Consider the following 16,380-nt stretch of genomic DNA (forward strand, 5'->3'; position numbering starts at 1 on the left):
CGATCCATAAATATGCATCCCAACGCGGACGGCATCGACGGCGTAGGGGTCATCTATATAGTTGTTTATGAACTGATAATCAGGCAAGGACGCAGCGTTGAGCTGCACGGCAATCTCCCGGGAAAGTCCGCGCAAGGCACACGAGCCGTGGCGAGGATGGCGAAGCCTGCAGCGGTAGCGCCTCTTGGTCCTCAAAGTGCGTTTAGTCGCGAACGCGTAGAGAAGCTTTCGGGCCGGGACTTCGCAAACAACAGCTAATGCAAAGCCGGGCGTTGCCAGACCGGTAGTCATAGCTGCCTCGTCCACGTCCGTATTTGGGAAACGTTTAGCCTCGGCTTATTTCGTTGCAGCGGGAGTAAAGGGTCCACCAGCAGGTGGCTTAGGTGGTGTTACTCTGGCCTCAATGCATCGTTGCTTTGGCTTAAATGGGGGCGCTTTGAAAGAGTTTTATGTTGTCGTGGTGTTGGCACTTGCACTTTCGGGTTGTAGCGGCGGCCCTCAGGCAGTTGGCGGATCGGGAGGGGCAAGCGGGACGGGGACGCCGGAGGCAAGTCCGACAGCAACGCCTACGCCTACACCTACTGTCATGAGCAAAGATGAGGCGGCTAAGGCTTACTTGTCTGCTGTTTGTGCAAGTAATGCGCAAGCGGATAAAACGACAACCGTTATACAGACCAAACCTCTTGATCTGCAAGCTGCCAAGGCGGAAGCGGGGGCATTGCGGGATGCGTACCGCTCCGCTATCGAGAACCTTACCGCCGAAAAAGTTATGTGGCCTGAGGCTGTTAGTTCCGACATTGCCGCATTAGCGAATGGCATGTACGAGGACGTCAGCGGGGCGCAAAACGTTGCCAACCAAACAACGGAAGGTAATCTAATTGCTGCTTGGAACGGCTGGATAACTCCGCCTGAGCGCGCTGCGACTGCACAGAAGATTCGCCTAAAGCTGGGGCTCTCGCCGGATACGACTGCCTCTTGCGCCAAATAAAAGCCGAGGGGGCGTACGCTCCGGCCCCTGGCCACACCCTAAGTTGGATTATGGGCCGTCAGGAAGCGACGTTCCAGGTGGGGAGAAAACACCCGTTGACAGTGTCAACGCCCTTCGGCTCTGACCATGCCGAACAGACCCCGTACCGCTTCCGATTCCCTATGTTTTCGCGGGTTCCCAGTGTTTGCAAGGGCGGGAATGTAGTTCGAGTCCCACCTCGGGCACGGCATATCCCCTCGTCAGAGGGGTTTTTGCTTTAACGTGTTGACATGGCTTGTGGTGGCGTCCCTCTGACGCTAGGTGTGCGGGATGTGGCCAGGCTGCCGCTGAGCATATTCAGGTGTGTGGGTGGCGGGTTCAAGATCCTGGCTGGTGGGCCCTCCGCCTGCTGTGGCTGGGTTTATGCTGCCCTCCTTCCGGTTCTGTTGGGTTGGCCGGGGGTGGCCAACACCTATTCATGGTTAGAGGTTGCGGGCACAACATGACTTCGTCGAATTGGGTGCGAATCTTTTTGGTGGGCTCCACTAAGACGTCCCGCGAGCCGTATGCGCGCGGTTTGTCCTGCCAAAGGGGGTGTGGACACTGTCCACACTTATGTCTGCTTTTCCTTGATCGCCGGGCGGAAGACCGACGTAGGGAATTTAAGCGTTGCTGGCGGTGCGTAGTGTCCTGATAGCGCAGGAAAGCCGCTTGGCAGCCGTCAGAAGGACAACAGCGAAGCCGGCTCCTGGGGTTGAAGAGCGTGGGGGAGGAGCGCTCCATGGCGGACGGGCAGGCGTGGACCGATAACTGGCACCTTGAGTGTTTGGACAGAGGGCAGGTACTCCCGGTGCTGCCGCCCTCTAACCTGGCACTTCGCCGTGCTGCTCCGCCGATTGGTCCGCTCTGATACTCGCCGACCTGATACGGACCAAATGAAGAACGGGCTCAACCAGATGTGTTCCAGTTCTAAGTTCTGGAACATCCCATAGATGGGTCGCAACGGGGTCTACCTCTGCGGCATTGAGCAGGCCGACCGTGTCGTTGTTCCTAACCAGGTCGTGCAGGGCGATGCATCAGGGTGCGCCGGGGCATCAAAGGTCACTTTCCCTTTAATTGAGACAGTCCCAAGTGCGACACGTTGTTGAGCCGCCGTCGTTCTCTGGAACCGGTGCAAAGCGAGGGCCTTCCGAACGGTTGACAAGTCGCTTCTCCTGTCTCGATAAAGGATCCTTTGTAGAGACGCGAGCACCCCGCTCAATGTGAATTTTTCTTAGCCCCGTCTGTGACTTTCGGCGATAAATGGCGGTGTTCTGTGATCGCTAAATGTCGCACCCCGGCGACCAACTGACTCATATGGCTAGGGTTTCAACACAAAGAGGTTTCGAGACAGGTTAAACGGGCGAGACGGCTCTTTCCCCATGGGATTCACGACATTTGAGCAATGCACCCTACCTAAGACCTGATTCATCACTTTCGGTGCACGGGGCGAGCATCCGTTTCAGGAGCCGGCTGCACCTGTGCCAAGAAGTCATCTCCATGGGTGAGCTTGAACGATAGCTCACCCATGGAGGTTGCCCAAAGCCTCAGCGGCCGACGAGTCCGAGGTGGTGTTCGTTGTAGCGTGCGCCTGCAACTCCCACCCGGTCGGCGAGGGCCGAGAGGTCGGCATGCTCGTCGGCCGAGAGCGCCACTTGGGTGGATTCCGCGTTTTCCTGGATCCGCGATGTGCGCCTGGTGCCGGGGATTGGGACTATCCATGGTTGCTGCGCGAGGAGCCAGGCAAGGGCGATCTGCCCGGGCGTCGCTCCTTTGGCCTTGGCGATCGCTGCGACATGCGCGACAAGGGCCTGGTTGGCGGTGCGGTTCTCCTCGCTGAACCGCGGAATCGTGGTCCGCACGTCCCCGGCCGCGAACTGGGTGCTTTGGTCTACGGTGCCGGTGAGGAAGCCTTTGCCAAGCGGGCTGAAGGGAACGAGCCCGATGCGCAGTTCGGCGAGCGTGGGCAGGACCTCGGCTTCGGGGTCTCGGGTCCAGAGAGAGTACTCGCTTTGCAGCGCTGTTACCGGGTGTACGGTGTGGGCGCGGCGGATGGTGTGGGCGGATGCTTCGGAGAGCCCGAAGTGGCGCACTTTGCCTTCGGTGACGAGTTCGGCGACCGTTCCGGCGACGTCTTCGATCGGTACATCGGGATCGACGCGGTGCTGGTAGAACAGGTCGATCGTGTCGGTGCGCAGCCGCTGCAGCGAGTCGTCGGCCACTCGTCGGATCTGCTCCGGGCGGCTGTTGAGTCCGCCCTTGCCGCCGGCGATGTCGAAACCGAACTTGGTGGCGATGACAACCTGGTCGCGCACGGATTTGAGGGCCTCGCCGACGAGTTCCTCGTTGACGTAGGGGCCGTAGACCTCAGCGGTGTCGAAGAACGTCACGCCGTGGTCGACGGCGGAGCGCAGGACGCCGATCATCTCCTCACGGGTCCCGGGGTTGGGTCCGTAGCTCTGGGACATGCCCATGCAGCCAAGACCAATGGCGGACACTTCGAGTCCTTGTCCGAGCGTGCGGGTGTGCATCAGCGGGCTCCCTGCCGGTAGTCCTTGTCCGTGACATGCTCCAGCCAGTCGGTGGTGGTCGACGGGTCGTCAGCGTTGTCGAGCAGCGCAAGGTGTTCCATGAAGTCTTCGGGTGTGGCGCCGTGCCAGTGCTCCTCTCCCGGCGGGGTGTAGATCGTCTGACCTGGGGTGGCGCGGATGACCTGCCCGTCACGGGTGCCGAGCAGCGCGACGCCTTCGGTTACGTGCAGTGTCTGGCCCAGGGCATGGGAGTGCCATGCAGTGCGCGCGCCGGGCGTGAACCGGACCCGGGCAACGAGCATGCGCTGGTCCGGCTCGCGCGGTGCGGCGATCGCATCCACGTATACATCGCCCGTGAAGGTCTCCGCCGGGCCCTTGCTCGTCGCGGTCTTCGGGATGATCTCCATCAGTATTTCTCCTCAATGCTTCTGGTTGCGCTCAATGGGGCGCTTTTCTCTGCGTTCGTTGTGGCGTGACGATGACGGGTGGTGCTCTCCCCGGCGGACGCCTGCTGGGTCGCGGCCCAGCTGGCGAGCAGCTGGAGACGCTCGTGGGAGGGCGAGCCGGGTTCGGCGGTGTAGATCAGGAACGACAATCCCGGCTCGGCGGTGAGTTCGAGGCCTTCGTAGCTGAGGGTCAGTTCTCCCACGACGTGATGGTGGAAGTTCTTCGTCCCTGAGCCGTGCCGGCGCACGTTGTGCGCACCCCACCGGGTACGGAACTCATCACTGCGGGTGGACAGTTCCCCGATGAGGTCGTGCAGTTGCTTGTCGCGGGGATCCCGGCCTGCCTCGGTACGGAGGATCGAGACACAGACGTCAGCTGCGGCGTCCCAGTCCGGGTAGAAAATCTGGGAGCGTTCGTCAAGGAAGTTATAGCGTGCCAGGTTTCCCCGGCCCGGTCCGTCCAGGACCTCGTCGTAGAAAGCGGCGCCGAGGGGGTTGACCGCCAGGATGTCCATCCGCCCGTTGCGCACGAACGCCGGACTCGCGGTGATGGCATCCAGCGCGAGCTGCAGCCCCGGCCGTGTGACCCACTGCTTCGGTTTGCGGCGAGGTACGGCAACGGCGGCACCGTTCGCGGCGCGGGCGAGGTCGAACAGGTGTTCGCGCTCAGCATCGTCCAGTTGCAGGGCCCGCGCGATGGCGTCCAGGACGGAGTCGGAGACGCCGGCCAGATTCCCGCGCTCGATCTTCGCGTAATACTCGATGCTCGTGTCGGCGAGCATCGCCACCTCGCTACGCCGCAGTCCTGCGACACGGCGATTGCCACCAGCAGGGAGGCCGGCCTGCTCGGGTGTGAGCTTCGCGCGGCGGCTGGTGAGGAATTGACGCACCTCGTTCCGGTTGTCCATGACCCCTACGTTACGCATGAGCCGTCACGGGAGGGATGCCCTGTCAGTACACCTATCACCAGTGACTCCCACGCACCAATTAAAGGAAGTTCCATAGAGGTACACCCCACGGAACAAAGGACCTCGCATGCGCATGAGCCCCGTCACAGCGCCGACCGTGCTGGGCATGATCCGCTCGTCGGCAGCATCCGCCCCGCTGTCGGTGGGCAGGGGCGCATACCCTGCGGGACCGGTACCGACGACGTTTGCTGTTACTCCGCAGAAACGTCCGACGGTAACCACACCCACCCCAACAACCACCCGGACCAGGAGACCTTTTCCTTTGCAGATCCGACTGACCGTCAACGGACGGAGCGCGATGGCGGCGCTATTCGACAACCCCACCGCCGGTGACTTTGCCTCACTCCTGCCGGTGACGGTGACAATGTACGACCTGTTCGGAAGAGAGAAGCCGGGCCCGCTGCCACGGCCACTGGGGCCCGACGGGGAACGGGTGTTCACGTTCGAGCCTGGTGACATCTCTTATTGGTCCCCGACCGGCGAGGTCGCGATCTTCTACCGCAGCGATGACTCACGACCGGTCCCGGACCCGGGACTCGTCCGTCTGGGCACGGTCACCGACGGCCTCGACGTCATTTCGAATGCGGGAGCCGATTTCACCCTGACCATCGAGGCGGTTCAGTGATCGCCTCCGCGCCAGCCTTCCCCGCAACATCAACGATTGGAAACTGATATGAACATCACCGTCCTGGGAACAGGCATGGTCGGCCGCGGCCTCTCCGCCCGGCTCAGCGAACTCGGCCACGACGTCGCGATCGGCACCAGGGACGTCGGGCAAACCCTCGCACGCACCGATTCCGACTCCATGGGGAACCCGCCGTTCTCCGACTGGCACACAGCCCACTCGACGATCGCACTCCTGCCCTTCGCCGAAGCCGGCGCCCGCGCCGAAGTCATCGTGAACGCGACGCACGGCGCCCTCTCGCTGGCCGCGCTCGAGGCCACCGGAGCCGAGAACCTGGCAGGCAAAGTCCTCATCGATGTTGCCCTCCCGCTCGACTTCTCCGAGGGCATGCCGCCGACGTTGACGGTCGCGAACACCGACAGCCTCGCTGAGCAGATTCAGCGCGCCCACCCCGAGGCGCGGGTCGTGAAGATGCTCACCACAGTGTTCATCGAGGTCATGGTCGACCCGGGACGAGTACCCGGGAAGCACAACATCTTCATCGCCGGCGAGGACGCGGACGCGAAGGAGACCGCCCGCGCACTCCTGCGCGAATTCGGCTGGGACGAAGACGTGATCGTAGACCTCGGCGGCATCCGCGGAGCCCGCGGCGCGGAAATGTATTCCCGGCTGTACTTCGAACTCGTCGGAGCTCTTGACACCTTCGACTTCAACATCGCCATCGTCCGCTAGACCACGCACACCCCATCAGACGGCTGCGCCGTCAGAGATGCAGGAGGAACCAACCATGACTGAGACCCCTAAGACCGGCTGGACCGGCGGCCAGAACGCGTTCGGCGATTTCGCGCCCGGAATGGTGCACTACACCGACCGGGTGCTGTTCGACGAGGTCTGGGAACGGGACGGGCTCTCGAAGCGGGACCGGAGCCTGATTACTGTCGCGGCCCTTACCGCGATGGGCAAGACCGACCAGCTCACCTTCCACCTCGACTTTGCCCGCCAGAACGGCGTCACCGAGGACGAACTGAAAGAAGCGATCCTGCAGCTGGCCTTCTACACCGGCTGGCCCAACGGCATGGCCGCAATGGCCGTGGCCAAGAAGGTCTTCACCCCCGAGAAGGAGAACTAAAGAATGTATGGAGTCACTATCCATGCCCCCGGTGACTTGCGTCTCGAAGAGCGCACCGACCCGGTAATCGAAAAACCCACCGCCGCGATCCTGCGCGTGTCCGCTTCCTGCGTGTGCGGATCTGACCTGTGGGACTACCGCGGCATCAACCCGGTCCACAACCCCACCGCGATGGGTCACGAATACGTCGGGATCGTTGAGCAGATCGGCGAGGACGTGAAAACGATCAAGGTCGGTGACTTTGTGATCGGGTCCTTCTTCGCCTCCGACAACACCTGCGAGATCTGCCGGGCCGGCTACCAGTCCCGGTGCGAGCACGTCGAGTTCGTCGGCGGCGCCCAGGCACAATTGCTGCGCGTCCCCATGGCCGATGGCACCCTGGTCGCCACCCCCGGAATACCTGACGCCGACCTGATCCCGTCGCTGCTGGCAGCCTCCGACGTGCTCGGCACCGGCTGGTTCGGCGCGGTCGCCGCTGAGGCGGGTCCGGGTAAGACCGTCGTGGTCGTCGGGGACGGCGCCGTGGGCCTGCTCGCGATCCTCGCCGCGAAACAGTTGGGCGCGGAACGCATCATCGCCATGTCCCGTCATGTGTCCCGGCAAAAGCTCGCCCTCGAATTTGGTGCGACCGACATCGTCGAGGAACGTGGCGACGAGGGTGTGGCGAAGATCAAGGAACTCACCAACGGGCTCGGTGCGCACTCCGTCGTTGAGGCGGTCGGCACGCAGGAAGCGATGATGCAGGCCATCCGCTCCACCCGTCCCGGTGGGCATCTCGGCTTCGTTGGTGTTGCCCATGGCATCGAAATTCCCGGTGACGAATTGTTCTTCGCCGGGATCCATGTGCATGGCGGTCCCGCACCGGTGCGCAGGTTCCTGCCGGACCTGATCGACCGGATCTGGAAGCGTGAGATCGACCCCGGCAAGGTCTTCGACCTCACCCTCCCGCTCTCACAGGTCGCGGACGGGTACAAAGCAATGGACGAACGCCGCGCCATCAAGGTCCTCCTCACCCCCGGGAACTGACCCTGGGCGCTTCCCGGGCCGCGCCCGGGCAGAGCCCTCGACTGACATCGCCCACCACAAGACCACGAAAAGGAGAGCCGCGCATGAACACCCGAACCGTGCCGTCGTCGTCCCAGGCAGCGGCTCGGCTTCCAGCCGGAGCCTCGTTCATCATCGCTGCGGCAGCGTTCGTGATGGTGTTCGCTGCCGCCGGGGCGCCCATCCCGCTGTACGACCTGTACCGGGCCGAGGACGGCATCGCGACCGGAGACCTCGCCTTTGGCGCCGTCGGCTACTTCGCGGGCACCCTGTTTTCGTTGCTTGTCCTCGGGCGACTCTCCGATCACACCGGGCGCAAACCCGTGATCCTCGGCTCCATCGGCTTCGCCATCGCCGGGTCACTGCTAATGACCGGCGTGCACACGACGCCGGCTTTGTTGGTCGCCCGGCTGCTCCAAGGCCTCGGTTCTGGGCCCGCCGCATCCGGGATGGGCGCGTACGTGTTCGATACGGCGCGGGGAAAACCGGCGTGGCTTCCGGCGATGATCACCGGCAGCGGGCCGATGCTCGGCATCCCGCTCGGTGCCCTTTTCGCCGCGGTTCTCGTCGAGACCGCGCCCCTGCCCAGGGTGCTCCCGTTCGTTGTGATCGCCGCCGTCCTCGCTGTTCTCGGCGTCGGCCTCTTGTTCGCGCCGGAAACATCCACCCCCGCGCCGGGAGCACGGCGCTCCCTCCGCCCTCAGATCAGCGTCCCCGATGGTGCAGGGAGGCTGGTGTTCGCGGTCGGCGCCGCGTTCGTCGGGACCTGGTGCATCGGGGGTTTCTATCAGGCGTTCGCGCCCACGATCACCACCGACAACCTGGGCAGCGACAGCGTCCTGGTTGCAGCGGCCGTGTTCTCATCGATCATGATCGCAGCCCCACTGGGTGGCCCTATCGCCGGGAGACTCGGGCCTCGCCGGGCGATCCGCATTGGCTCGATCATCTTCACCCTCGCCGTCCTCGGGGCGCTCCTCGCGCTCTGGGCCGGGGCGATCATCCCGTTCCTGATCAGCAGCCTTCTCGGCGGGATCGCCCAGGGGGTGGTCGCTTCCGGCGGCACCCGGACGATCCTCGAGCACACTCCGGCCCGTCAGCGCGGGGCAACCCTGTCGACGATCTACGTGATCTCCTACACCGGTGCCGCCGTACCCGCCCTTATCGCCGGAAGGCTCGCCGGACTGATTACCCTCCCGCAGCTGTTCGCCGGATACGCCGGCCTCGTCGCGATCGCGGCGGCCATCGCCATCCTCGCCCTTCATCCCTCACGCACCGACAGGAGCACCCCGTGACACCCTGGAACCCGACCGTCCTCGCGGACATCGCCGGCACAGACGACCTTCACATTTCCCCGTTCCGCACCGACGGCACCACCTACGGCACCCCGACTTGGATCTGGTCCGTCGTCGTCGACGGCGACCTGTACGTCCGCGCCTACAACGGCGTCGCCTCGCGGTGGCACGCCTCCGCCATGAGCAAGGGCGGAGGGCGAATCAGCGCCGGGGGACACACCCTTAACGTCACCTTCACCCCCGCCGAAGCAGCCGTCAGCGACGGTGTTGACGCCGCCTACCGCAGCAAATACGCGGGCAGCCCCTACCTCGCACCGATGATCGGCGCCCGCGCGAAGGCCGCCACCGTGAAGATCGCTCCGGCCAACTCGGACAGTGAGGCCGGGGCATGAGCACTCAAACGGAGCCAGCAGCGCGGATGACGCGCAACCTCGCTGTTCTGTTCGCCATCGCCGGTGGCGTCGCGGTCGGCAACCTCTACTGGGCCCAGCCGTTGCTGGAGCTGATCGGGCACGACTTCGGGCTCACCGCCTCCGGCGCCGGGCTGATCGTCACCCTTACACAAATCGGGTACGCCCTCGGAGTTCTGCTGCTCGTTCCCCTGGGCGATGTCCTGCGGCGCTCACGATTGATCCCCGCCCTGATGGCCGTGTCCGCGCTGGCGCTGCTGGGCGCCGCGCTTGCCCCAGGCTACGGAGTGCTGCTGGTGATGTCCGCGGCCATCGGTATCACCACGGTGTCCGGGCAGCTGCTCACCCCGTTGACCGGAGACCTCGCGGACCACACCACGCGCGGTCGCATGGTCGGGATCGTGACGTCCGGTCTCCTGATCGGCATCCTTGCCTCGCGCACCGTCTCCGGCCTGATTGCCGGCGTCGCGGGCTGGCAGGCAATCTTCTTCGTCGCCGCAGCACTGACCGCGGTCATCGCCGTCGTGCTCTGGCGGGTGCTCCCGGAAGTGCCCGCCAAGACGTCCCTGGCGTACCCGGCACTGATCGGCTCCGTGTTTGTCGTCGTGGCACGCCACCGTGCCGTCCGCTGGACACTCCCGCTTGGGGCCTGCGGGTTCGCAAGCTTCACCATGTTCTGGACCGTCCTCACCTTTCAACTCTCCGCAGCACCGCTCTCCCTCGACGTGACCCAGATCGGACTCGTCGGTCTTGCAGGACTCGTCGGCGCTCTCGCCGCGCAGCGAGCAGGACGCCTCTCCGACCGGGGCTGGTCCATCCCCGCGACCGGCATCGCCTGGGTCGCCGCCCTCATAGCGTGGGTCATCGCCGGCTTCGCCCCCACGTCGCTGATCGGCTTGCTCGTCGCGGTCATCGTCCTCGACGTCGCCGTGCAGGGGCAGAACCTCCTCAACCAGGTCCGCCTGTTCGAGACCGCTCCGGAAGCACGCAGCCGCGTCAATACCGCCTTCGTGTTCACCAACTTCGTCGCCGGTGCCATCGGATCCGCTGCCGGGTCGGCGCTCTACGTCGCCGGCGGCTGGGCACTAGTCTGTGCCGCCGGAGCCGTCATCGCCGGAATCGCCCTGAGCGTATGGGCCATCGGACGTACCACCGGCGCCTACACAACCAACCCCGCCCACCCCTGAGAAGCAGGCGTCCTCTTCCAGTCACCGAAGGGTGTTCCACTTCGCTGGAATTGGAGCACCCTTCGTTGGACACTCCCCGCAAATACCGATCAGTGGCTTGTGATTCCAGGTCCTGGTCCGGCTTCCCCGAAGCCGTCCGTTGGGTGTTCACACCATTGCGGGTGAGCTCGTCGGTGTTGTCCCTGGCGTCCGGCACGGAGCGGGCCACGGACCATCAATATCGGATCCGCCGTCCCGGGCTATGCCGGGTTGACGTGATACGTATCACCTGCCACACTGTTCTTGGTTCTTTCGAGACCTGGGTATGTAACCCGCTGCGCGCGGGGCAAGGCTCAAGCTCTTCGACCTTCATCGGTCAACCGGCTTGAGCTTTTTTTGTGCCCAGAGAAAGCTTCCCGAGCCGCGTTGCCCTCCCCCGACTGCCAGTAAGCAGTCTGAAGAACGCGAGGATAAATCATGAGCAAAAAATATGCTCCCTTAGCCACCGAAATCGTGCGGCTCATCGGCGGAAAAGCCAACATCATCGAGGCATACCATTGCCAGACCCGGATCCGATTCGTCCTGCGGGACGAATCGGCCGTCGCCCTCGATGAACTGAATGCCACCGAAGGCATCGCCAAGTCCCTGTCCAATGCCGGCGTCTTCCAGGTAGTTGTCGGGACGCACGTCCAGGACGTCTTCGAGGAGATCGAACGCGAAGTCGGTGACCTCTCGACCAAAGCGGCCGCCCCAAGCGGCGCCGGTTCTACCGGCCAGCCAGCCAGAACCGGCAAGAAGCACGCCGGCACGGCCATCATTGACTTCGTCGCCAGCGTCTTCCAGCCGGTAATCCCTGCACTGTCCGGCGCCGGCATGGTCAAGGCGCTGCTGGCAGTGTTGGTGGTCCTGAACCTGGTGTCCCGGGAATCACAGACGTATGCGCTGGTGAACATGTTCGCAGACGCCGTGTTCTACTTCCTTCCGGTGCTTCTGGCCTTTACGGCCGCGCAGAAGCTCAAGATCAGCCCCATCCTCGCCGCAGCGGTAGCGGCTATGATGCTGCACCCGGTGTGGACCGCGATGGTCGCCAAGAAGGACCCGGTCAGCTTCTTCGACGTACTGCCGGTCCCGCTGGCCACCTACTCCGGGGCGGTGATCCCGATCATCCTGGTGGTCCTCGCACAGTCCTACGTAGAGCGCTTCCTGACCCGGATCGTCCCCAAGTCCGTAAACCTCGTCTTCGTGCCCATGCTCACGTTCCTCATCATGGGCACCTTGGCCCTTGTTGTCCTCGGGCCCATTGGCAGCATCCTCAGCGGCTACCTCGGCTCCTTCTTCGGGTTCCTGAGCACCAACGCCGCCTGGGCGCCCGCCCTTCTGGTGGGTGCGGCCCTTCCCGTCATGGTCATGTTCGGCCTGCACAACGGCATCGCGCCACTCGGCGTCGTCCAGCTCGCCCAAACGGGCAAGGAGAGCATCTTCGGCCCCGGAGCCCTGGTATCCAACATCGCCATGGGCGTCGCATCACTCGTCGTCGCTTTCCGCGTCCGGGACAAAAAGACCCGCCAGATCGCCACCGCAGGCGGTATCACTGGCCTGATGGGCATCACCGAACCCATCCTCTACGGCATCGCCCTGCCCAAGCGCTACCCGCTGATCGCGGCCATGATCGGCGGCGGCGCCGGCGGCCTGTACGCCGGTTTGACCCAGACGCACCGCTTCGCCACCGGCTCCTCCGGACTGCCCGCCGTGTTTCTCTACATCGGCGATAATTCCCTGCAGAACCTCATCAACATCATCATCGCCCTCGCCATCGCCGCAGTAGTATCCGGCGGGCTGACCTTCATCCTGTCCTTCAAATACGAAAAGCCCGTCATCGAGGCGACGGACGAAAAGGCAGCTCCGTCCGTGGAAGAGGAAGCCCCCGCGGCTTCCGGACGCCGTGTATCAGCTGCTACCGCCGGCACCGCCGGCGCCACCACCACGCTGGTACGGACCGAGACCATCCAACTGGCAGCTCCCTGCGCAGGCTCGGTGGTCCCGTTGACCCAGGTCAGCGACCCCGTCTTCGCCTCCGGCGCCATGGGCCCCGGCATCGCCGTGGAACCGTCCGAGGACACCATCGTCTCCCCGGTCACCGGGACCATCGCGGTGGCCATGAAGACCGGCCACGCCTTCGGAATCAAAACCGACGACGGGGCAGAGGTGCTCGTGCACGTCGGCATCGACACCGTCACCATGCAGGGCGAAGGCTTCCACAACCCGCTCGCCCGCGGCACCCGGGTCGAAGCCGGACAACGACTCGTCACCGCTGACCTCAACGCCATCCGCGAAGCCGGCCACCCCGCCACCGTCCTCGTCGTCGTGACCAACGGACCCAAGGACGCACCCGTCCAGCCACTGGCCCAAGGCGACGTCGTGCCCGGCACTCTGATCGCCGCCGTCGGACGCTAGAAAGGGACATCCGCATGCAGCACGAACAACTCACACCGTTCCCCGCCGATTTCCTCTGGGGAGCCTCCACCTCCGCCTACCAGGTAGAGGGCGCCTGGGACGCGGACGGCAAAGGCCCATCCGTCATCGACAGCCACATGCACCGCCCGGAAGGAGTCACCGACTTCACCGTAGCCGCCGACCACTACCACCGCTTTGACGAGGATGTGGAACTCTTCGCCGAACTGGGCCTCACCGCATACCGGTTCTCCATCGCATGGACCCGCATCGTCCCCGACGGCGACGGAGAGGTTAACCCGGCCGGCATCGCGCACTACCACCGCGTGATTGACGCTCTCCTCGCCCGTGGCATCGAGCCCGTAGTGACCATGTACCACTTCGACCTGCCCGCAGCCCTCGATGAACGCGGTGGCTGGTCCGAGCGGAGCACCATCGACGCGTTCGAACGGTACGCCCGGATCCTCTTCGAGGAATACGGTTCAAAGGTCAAATACTGGCTCACCATCAACGAACAAAACATGATGATCCTGCACGGACGGGCCATCGGCACCACAGGCCGCAGCGGCCAAGTCGCCGGGCGGGAGCTGTACCAACAAAACCACCACATGTTCCTGGCGCAGGCCAAAGCCATGATCCTCTGCCACGAGATCCTTCCCGAGGCTAAGATCGGACCCGCGCCAAACATCGTTTCGGTGTACGCGGCCACGTGCGCGCCCGAGGACGTGATCGCGGCGGACGACTGGGACGCTATCCGGAACCTGCTCTATACGGACCTGTCCGTGCGCGGCAGCTACCACCCGCTGGCATGGGTATACCTCAAGGCCAAGGGATGGGAGCCGGAAATCCTGGACGGAGACCTGGACCTCCTGGCCGGCGCGAAGCCGGACTTCCTCGCCTTCAACTACTACTCGACCCAGACCGTGGGTGCTTCCCGCGGTGACGCCTCGGACATCCAGGTCCGGGGCGGGGACCAACAGGTCGTGCGCGGCGAAGTCGGCCTGTACCGGGCAGAAAAAAACCAACACCTGCCGGTCAACGCCTTCGGTTGGGAGATTGACCCAGTGGGGTTCCGCACCACCATGCGCCGGCTTTGGGACCGGTACCGGTTGCCGCTGATCATTACCGAGAACGGGCTGGGCGCCTTCGATGAACTGGTGGACGGCCGCGTGCACGACGACTACAGGATCGAGTTCCTGCGTTTGCACCTGGAACAGATCCAACTGGCCATCACCGACGGGGTCGAGGTCTTCGGCTACTGCCCCTGGACGGCAATCGACCTGGTGTCAACGCACCAAGGCATCTCCAAACGCTACGGCTTCATCTTCGTGGACCGCACCGAGGATGACCTGAAGGACCTTGCCCGCATCCGCAAGGACAGCTACTTCTGGTACCAGGACGTCATCGCATCCCGCGGTGAGCGACTGGAGCATGCGGCCCCAACGGCAGCTCAGCCCGGACGCTGACTGCCACCATAGGCTGTAGCGCATCGGTGGTGCGGGGTAGAGCCCCGCACCACCGCAATGCATTTTTGGAAGGAACGGTAAGACGTGAAGATCAAGCGCGTGCTCAACAACAACGCCGTGCTGGCAGTCGATGATGACGGCAAGGATCTGGTTGCTATTGGCCGGGGCCTTGGGCACGGCCGCAAACCCGGTGATGACATTCACCGCGACACCGCAGACCAAGTGTTTGTCACGGCAGAAAACACCAACATGGACCGCCTGGCGCGGTTCCTGAATGACATCCCGCTGGACTACCTGACTGCCGCAGGCGAAGTGGCCGCGCTGGCGCAGGAACGCCTCGGGCTAAGGGTCAGCCAGGCATTGGTAGTACCACTGGCTGATCACCTGCACTTTGCCGTGCAGCGGCTCGAAGAAGGAATCCCCGCCCAATTCCCCTTGGCCTGGGAAGTGTCCCAGCTCTACCCAAAGGAACTGGACACGGGCCGTGAGGCTCTGGGCCTTGTCGAGACCTCGCTCGGTATCCGGTTGAGTGACGACGAAGCCGTCGCCTTAGCCATGCACTTCGTCAACGCGCAGTTCGCCACCCCCGGCATGGAAAAAACCATGCAAATGACAGGGGTGATAAAGCAAGCCTTTCAACTGGTCGACCGGACCTTCGGTATCGACGTGGATCAGCAATCGATGAACGCCGCCCGGTTTGTCACCCACCTGCGGTACTTGTTCAGCCGGATAGCCTCCGGAAAACAGATCTCCGAGGAGTCATCCCTCCTGGCCGACGCCATCATCGAGAGCCATCCCGAAGCGGTGGTGTGCGCCGCCAAAATCCAGTACCTACTGGAAATGGGCCTCAACACTACCCTGACCCGCGACGAAGTCGCCTACCTCGCACTCCACGTCGCCCGGCTCGTCACCGACGTCAAAGTCCCCGGTTAACTGATACGCCCAAGACCTCCCAGCACCCTACAAACCAAACCAAACCGCACCAAACCAATCCCTGTTTAAGGAGCCAACCATGCCCGAACGCAAAGCAGTCATCGCCAGCGCCTCCGGTCTCCACGCCCGCCCCGCCGCCATCTTCACCGAAGCCGCTGCCGCCCTGGACACCGAGGTCACCATCGCCCACGACGGTGCTTTGAAGGACGAGGCCATGGACGCCGCAAGCATCCTGTCCCTGATGAGCCTCGGCGCCGGAAACGGCGACACCGTAGTGCTTCGCGCCGAAGGCCCAGGCGCCGAAGACGCCCTCGAGCAGTTGGCCGCATTACTCGAAACGGACCTCGACGCCCGGTAGGGCTGAAACGCCAGTACTGCCTGACCAACACCAACCGCTCATCCTGCGCCGGTTACCGGGCGCTGGTACGAGAGCCGGAAGGGTTCGCCAGGTGCCAGTACCCGGATGCACTTGGGATTGACGACGACCTCGCCCGAGAGTATCCGGGTCAGCATCGAATCGCGGGAACCCGTGGAGTCCACCGGGCCCCAGCGGTGCAGCAGGAGTCCAATGTCTCATGAGACACGTGAACTCTACAGAACCTCCGATCGCCGCCAGTTGGCCCTCTTCGCCAGCCTGGCGCGGTACGAGCGCGAGTTGATTACTGAGCGGGTGCGATCTGGGGTGATGGCCGCACAGGCCCGGGGCGTGAAGTTCGGCCGGCAGGCGCCCAAACAGGGGACCATCGAAACGAAGCTTAAGGCTGTACGCCAGCTCCTTGCGGACGGCACTCCTGCCGAGGCGGCAGAGGCTGTTGTCTGTCCCGCCCGACCATGTACCGCTACCTGAAGAAGTTCGGCATCGAAGTGCCGGCGGACGCGGTGGTCCGCGGCCGAGGGGCGTCCCAGTATGCGC

16 protein-coding genes are annotated in these 16,380 nt (G+C 63.9%); 13 read left to right on the top strand and 3 right to left on the bottom strand.

Annotated elements, in window-relative coordinates; all coding sequences use genetic code 11:
• Nucleotides 1–586 precede the first annotated feature (586 nt).
• Nucleotides 587–988, top strand: a complete 402-nt coding sequence (locus ACTHQS_RS09740; protein ID WP_440168153.1) for a hypothetical protein — start codon at nucleotides 587–589, stop codon at nucleotides 986–988.
• Between the two features lie 1,565 nt (nucleotides 989–2,553).
• On the opposite strand, the gene ACTHQS_RS09745 is transcribed toward ACTHQS_RS09740, so the two are convergent.
• The 3 genes from ACTHQS_RS09745 to ACTHQS_RS09755 are packed head-to-tail and all read right to left on the bottom strand — an operon-like array spanning nucleotide 2,554 to nucleotide 4,891.
• Nucleotides 2,554–3,537, bottom strand: coding sequence for an aldo/keto reductase (locus ACTHQS_RS09745; protein WP_440168154.1), 984 nt, complete (start codon nucleotides 3,535–3,537; stop codon nucleotides 2,554–2,556).
• Nucleotides 3,537–3,944 (bottom strand): (R)-mandelonitrile lyase, encoded by a 408-nt coding sequence (locus tag ACTHQS_RS09750; protein WP_440168155.1) that lies wholly within the window; start codon nucleotides 3,942–3,944, stop codon nucleotides 3,537–3,539. Before ACTHQS_RS09750 ends, ACTHQS_RS09745 begins: the two co-directional genes overlap by 1 nt.
• On the bottom strand, nucleotides 3,944–4,891 hold the full coding sequence (locus ACTHQS_RS09755; protein ID WP_440168459.1) for a helix-turn-helix transcriptional regulator: 948 nt from the start codon (nucleotides 4,889–4,891) through the stop codon (nucleotides 3,944–3,946). Before ACTHQS_RS09755 ends, ACTHQS_RS09750 begins: the two co-directional genes overlap by 1 nt.
• Before the next feature lie 322 nt (nucleotides 4,892–5,213).
• On the opposite strand from ACTHQS_RS09755, the gene ACTHQS_RS09760 reads away from it, so the two are divergent.
• The 12 genes from ACTHQS_RS09760 to ACTHQS_RS09815 all read left to right on the top strand — a co-directional run bounded on the left by ACTHQS_RS09760 (nucleotide 5,214) and on the right by ACTHQS_RS09815 (nucleotide 16,314).
• The gene (locus ACTHQS_RS09760) at nucleotides 5,214–5,576 is read left to right on the top strand and encodes a cyclophilin-like fold protein (RefSeq protein WP_440168157.1); all 363 of its coding nucleotides are present in this window, start codon (nucleotides 5,214–5,216) and stop codon (nucleotides 5,574–5,576) included.
• 48 nt (nucleotides 5,577–5,624) lie between these two features.
• The gene (locus ACTHQS_RS09765; RefSeq protein WP_440168159.1) at nucleotides 5,625–6,308 is read left to right on the top strand and encodes an NADPH-dependent F420 reductase; all 684 of its coding nucleotides are present in this window, start codon (nucleotides 5,625–5,627) and stop codon (nucleotides 6,306–6,308) included.
• A gap of 55 nt (nucleotides 6,309–6,363) precedes the next feature.
• Nucleotides 6,364–6,705 carry a carboxymuconolactone decarboxylase family protein gene (locus ACTHQS_RS09770; RefSeq protein WP_440168161.1) on the top strand — a complete coding sequence of 114 codons (342 nt, stop codon included), beginning with the start codon at nucleotides 6,364–6,366 and terminating at the stop codon, nucleotides 6,703–6,705.
• Between the two features lie 3 nt (nucleotides 6,706–6,708).
• Nucleotides 6,709–7,731, top strand: coding sequence for a zinc-dependent alcohol dehydrogenase family protein (locus ACTHQS_RS09775; protein ID WP_440168162.1), 1,023 nt, complete (start codon nucleotides 6,709–6,711; stop codon nucleotides 7,729–7,731).
• A gap of 83 nt (nucleotides 7,732–7,814) precedes the next feature.
• Nucleotides 7,815–9,041: an MFS transporter gene (locus ACTHQS_RS09780; protein WP_440168164.1), complete on the top strand. Its 1,227-nt coding sequence runs from the start codon at nucleotides 7,815–7,817 to the stop codon at nucleotides 9,039–9,041.
• The gene (locus tag ACTHQS_RS09785) at nucleotides 9,038–9,433 is read left to right on the top strand and encodes a DUF2255 family protein (protein WP_440168166.1); all 396 of its coding nucleotides are present in this window, start codon (nucleotides 9,038–9,040) and stop codon (nucleotides 9,431–9,433) included. The genes ACTHQS_RS09780 and ACTHQS_RS09785 overlap by 4 nt, the downstream gene beginning before the upstream one ends.
• Nucleotides 9,430–10,638 carry an MFS transporter gene (locus tag ACTHQS_RS09790; protein ID WP_440168167.1) on the top strand — a complete coding sequence of 403 codons (1,209 nt, stop codon included), beginning with the start codon at nucleotides 9,430–9,432 and terminating at the stop codon, nucleotides 10,636–10,638. The genes ACTHQS_RS09785 and ACTHQS_RS09790 overlap by 4 nt, the downstream gene beginning before the upstream one ends.
• 456 nt (nucleotides 10,639–11,094) lie before the next feature.
• Complete coding sequence (locus ACTHQS_RS09795; RefSeq protein ID WP_440168169.1) at nucleotides 11,095–13,071, top strand: glucose PTS transporter subunit IIA; 1,977 nt, start codon at nucleotides 11,095–11,097, stop codon at nucleotides 13,069–13,071.
• A 14-nt stretch (nucleotides 13,072–13,085) separates the two neighbouring features.
• A complete protein-coding gene (locus ACTHQS_RS09800) occupies nucleotides 13,086–14,534 on the top strand; it encodes a glycoside hydrolase family 1 protein (RefSeq protein WP_440168171.1) in 1,449 nt (482 codons plus the stop codon).
• An 84-nt stretch (nucleotides 14,535–14,618) separates the two neighbouring features.
• Nucleotides 14,619–15,467, top strand: coding sequence for a PRD domain-containing protein (locus ACTHQS_RS09805; protein WP_440168173.1), 849 nt, complete (start codon nucleotides 14,619–14,621; stop codon nucleotides 15,465–15,467).
• A gap of 79 nt (nucleotides 15,468–15,546) precedes the next feature.
• The gene (locus tag ACTHQS_RS09810; RefSeq protein WP_440168175.1) at nucleotides 15,547–15,825 is read left to right on the top strand and encodes an HPr family phosphocarrier protein; all 279 of its coding nucleotides are present in this window, start codon (nucleotides 15,547–15,549) and stop codon (nucleotides 15,823–15,825) included.
• Between the two features lie 210 nt (nucleotides 15,826–16,035).
• A complete protein-coding gene (locus tag ACTHQS_RS09815) occupies nucleotides 16,036–16,314 on the top strand; it encodes a recombinase family protein (RefSeq protein WP_440168177.1) in 279 nt (92 codons plus the stop codon).
• The last annotated feature ends 66 nt before the right edge of the window (nucleotides 16,315–16,380 follow it).

The organism is Arthrobacter sp. SAFR-044 (assembly GCF_051965175.1).
Lineage (GTDB): Bacteria > Actinomycetota > Actinomycetes > Actinomycetales > Micrococcaceae > Arthrobacter.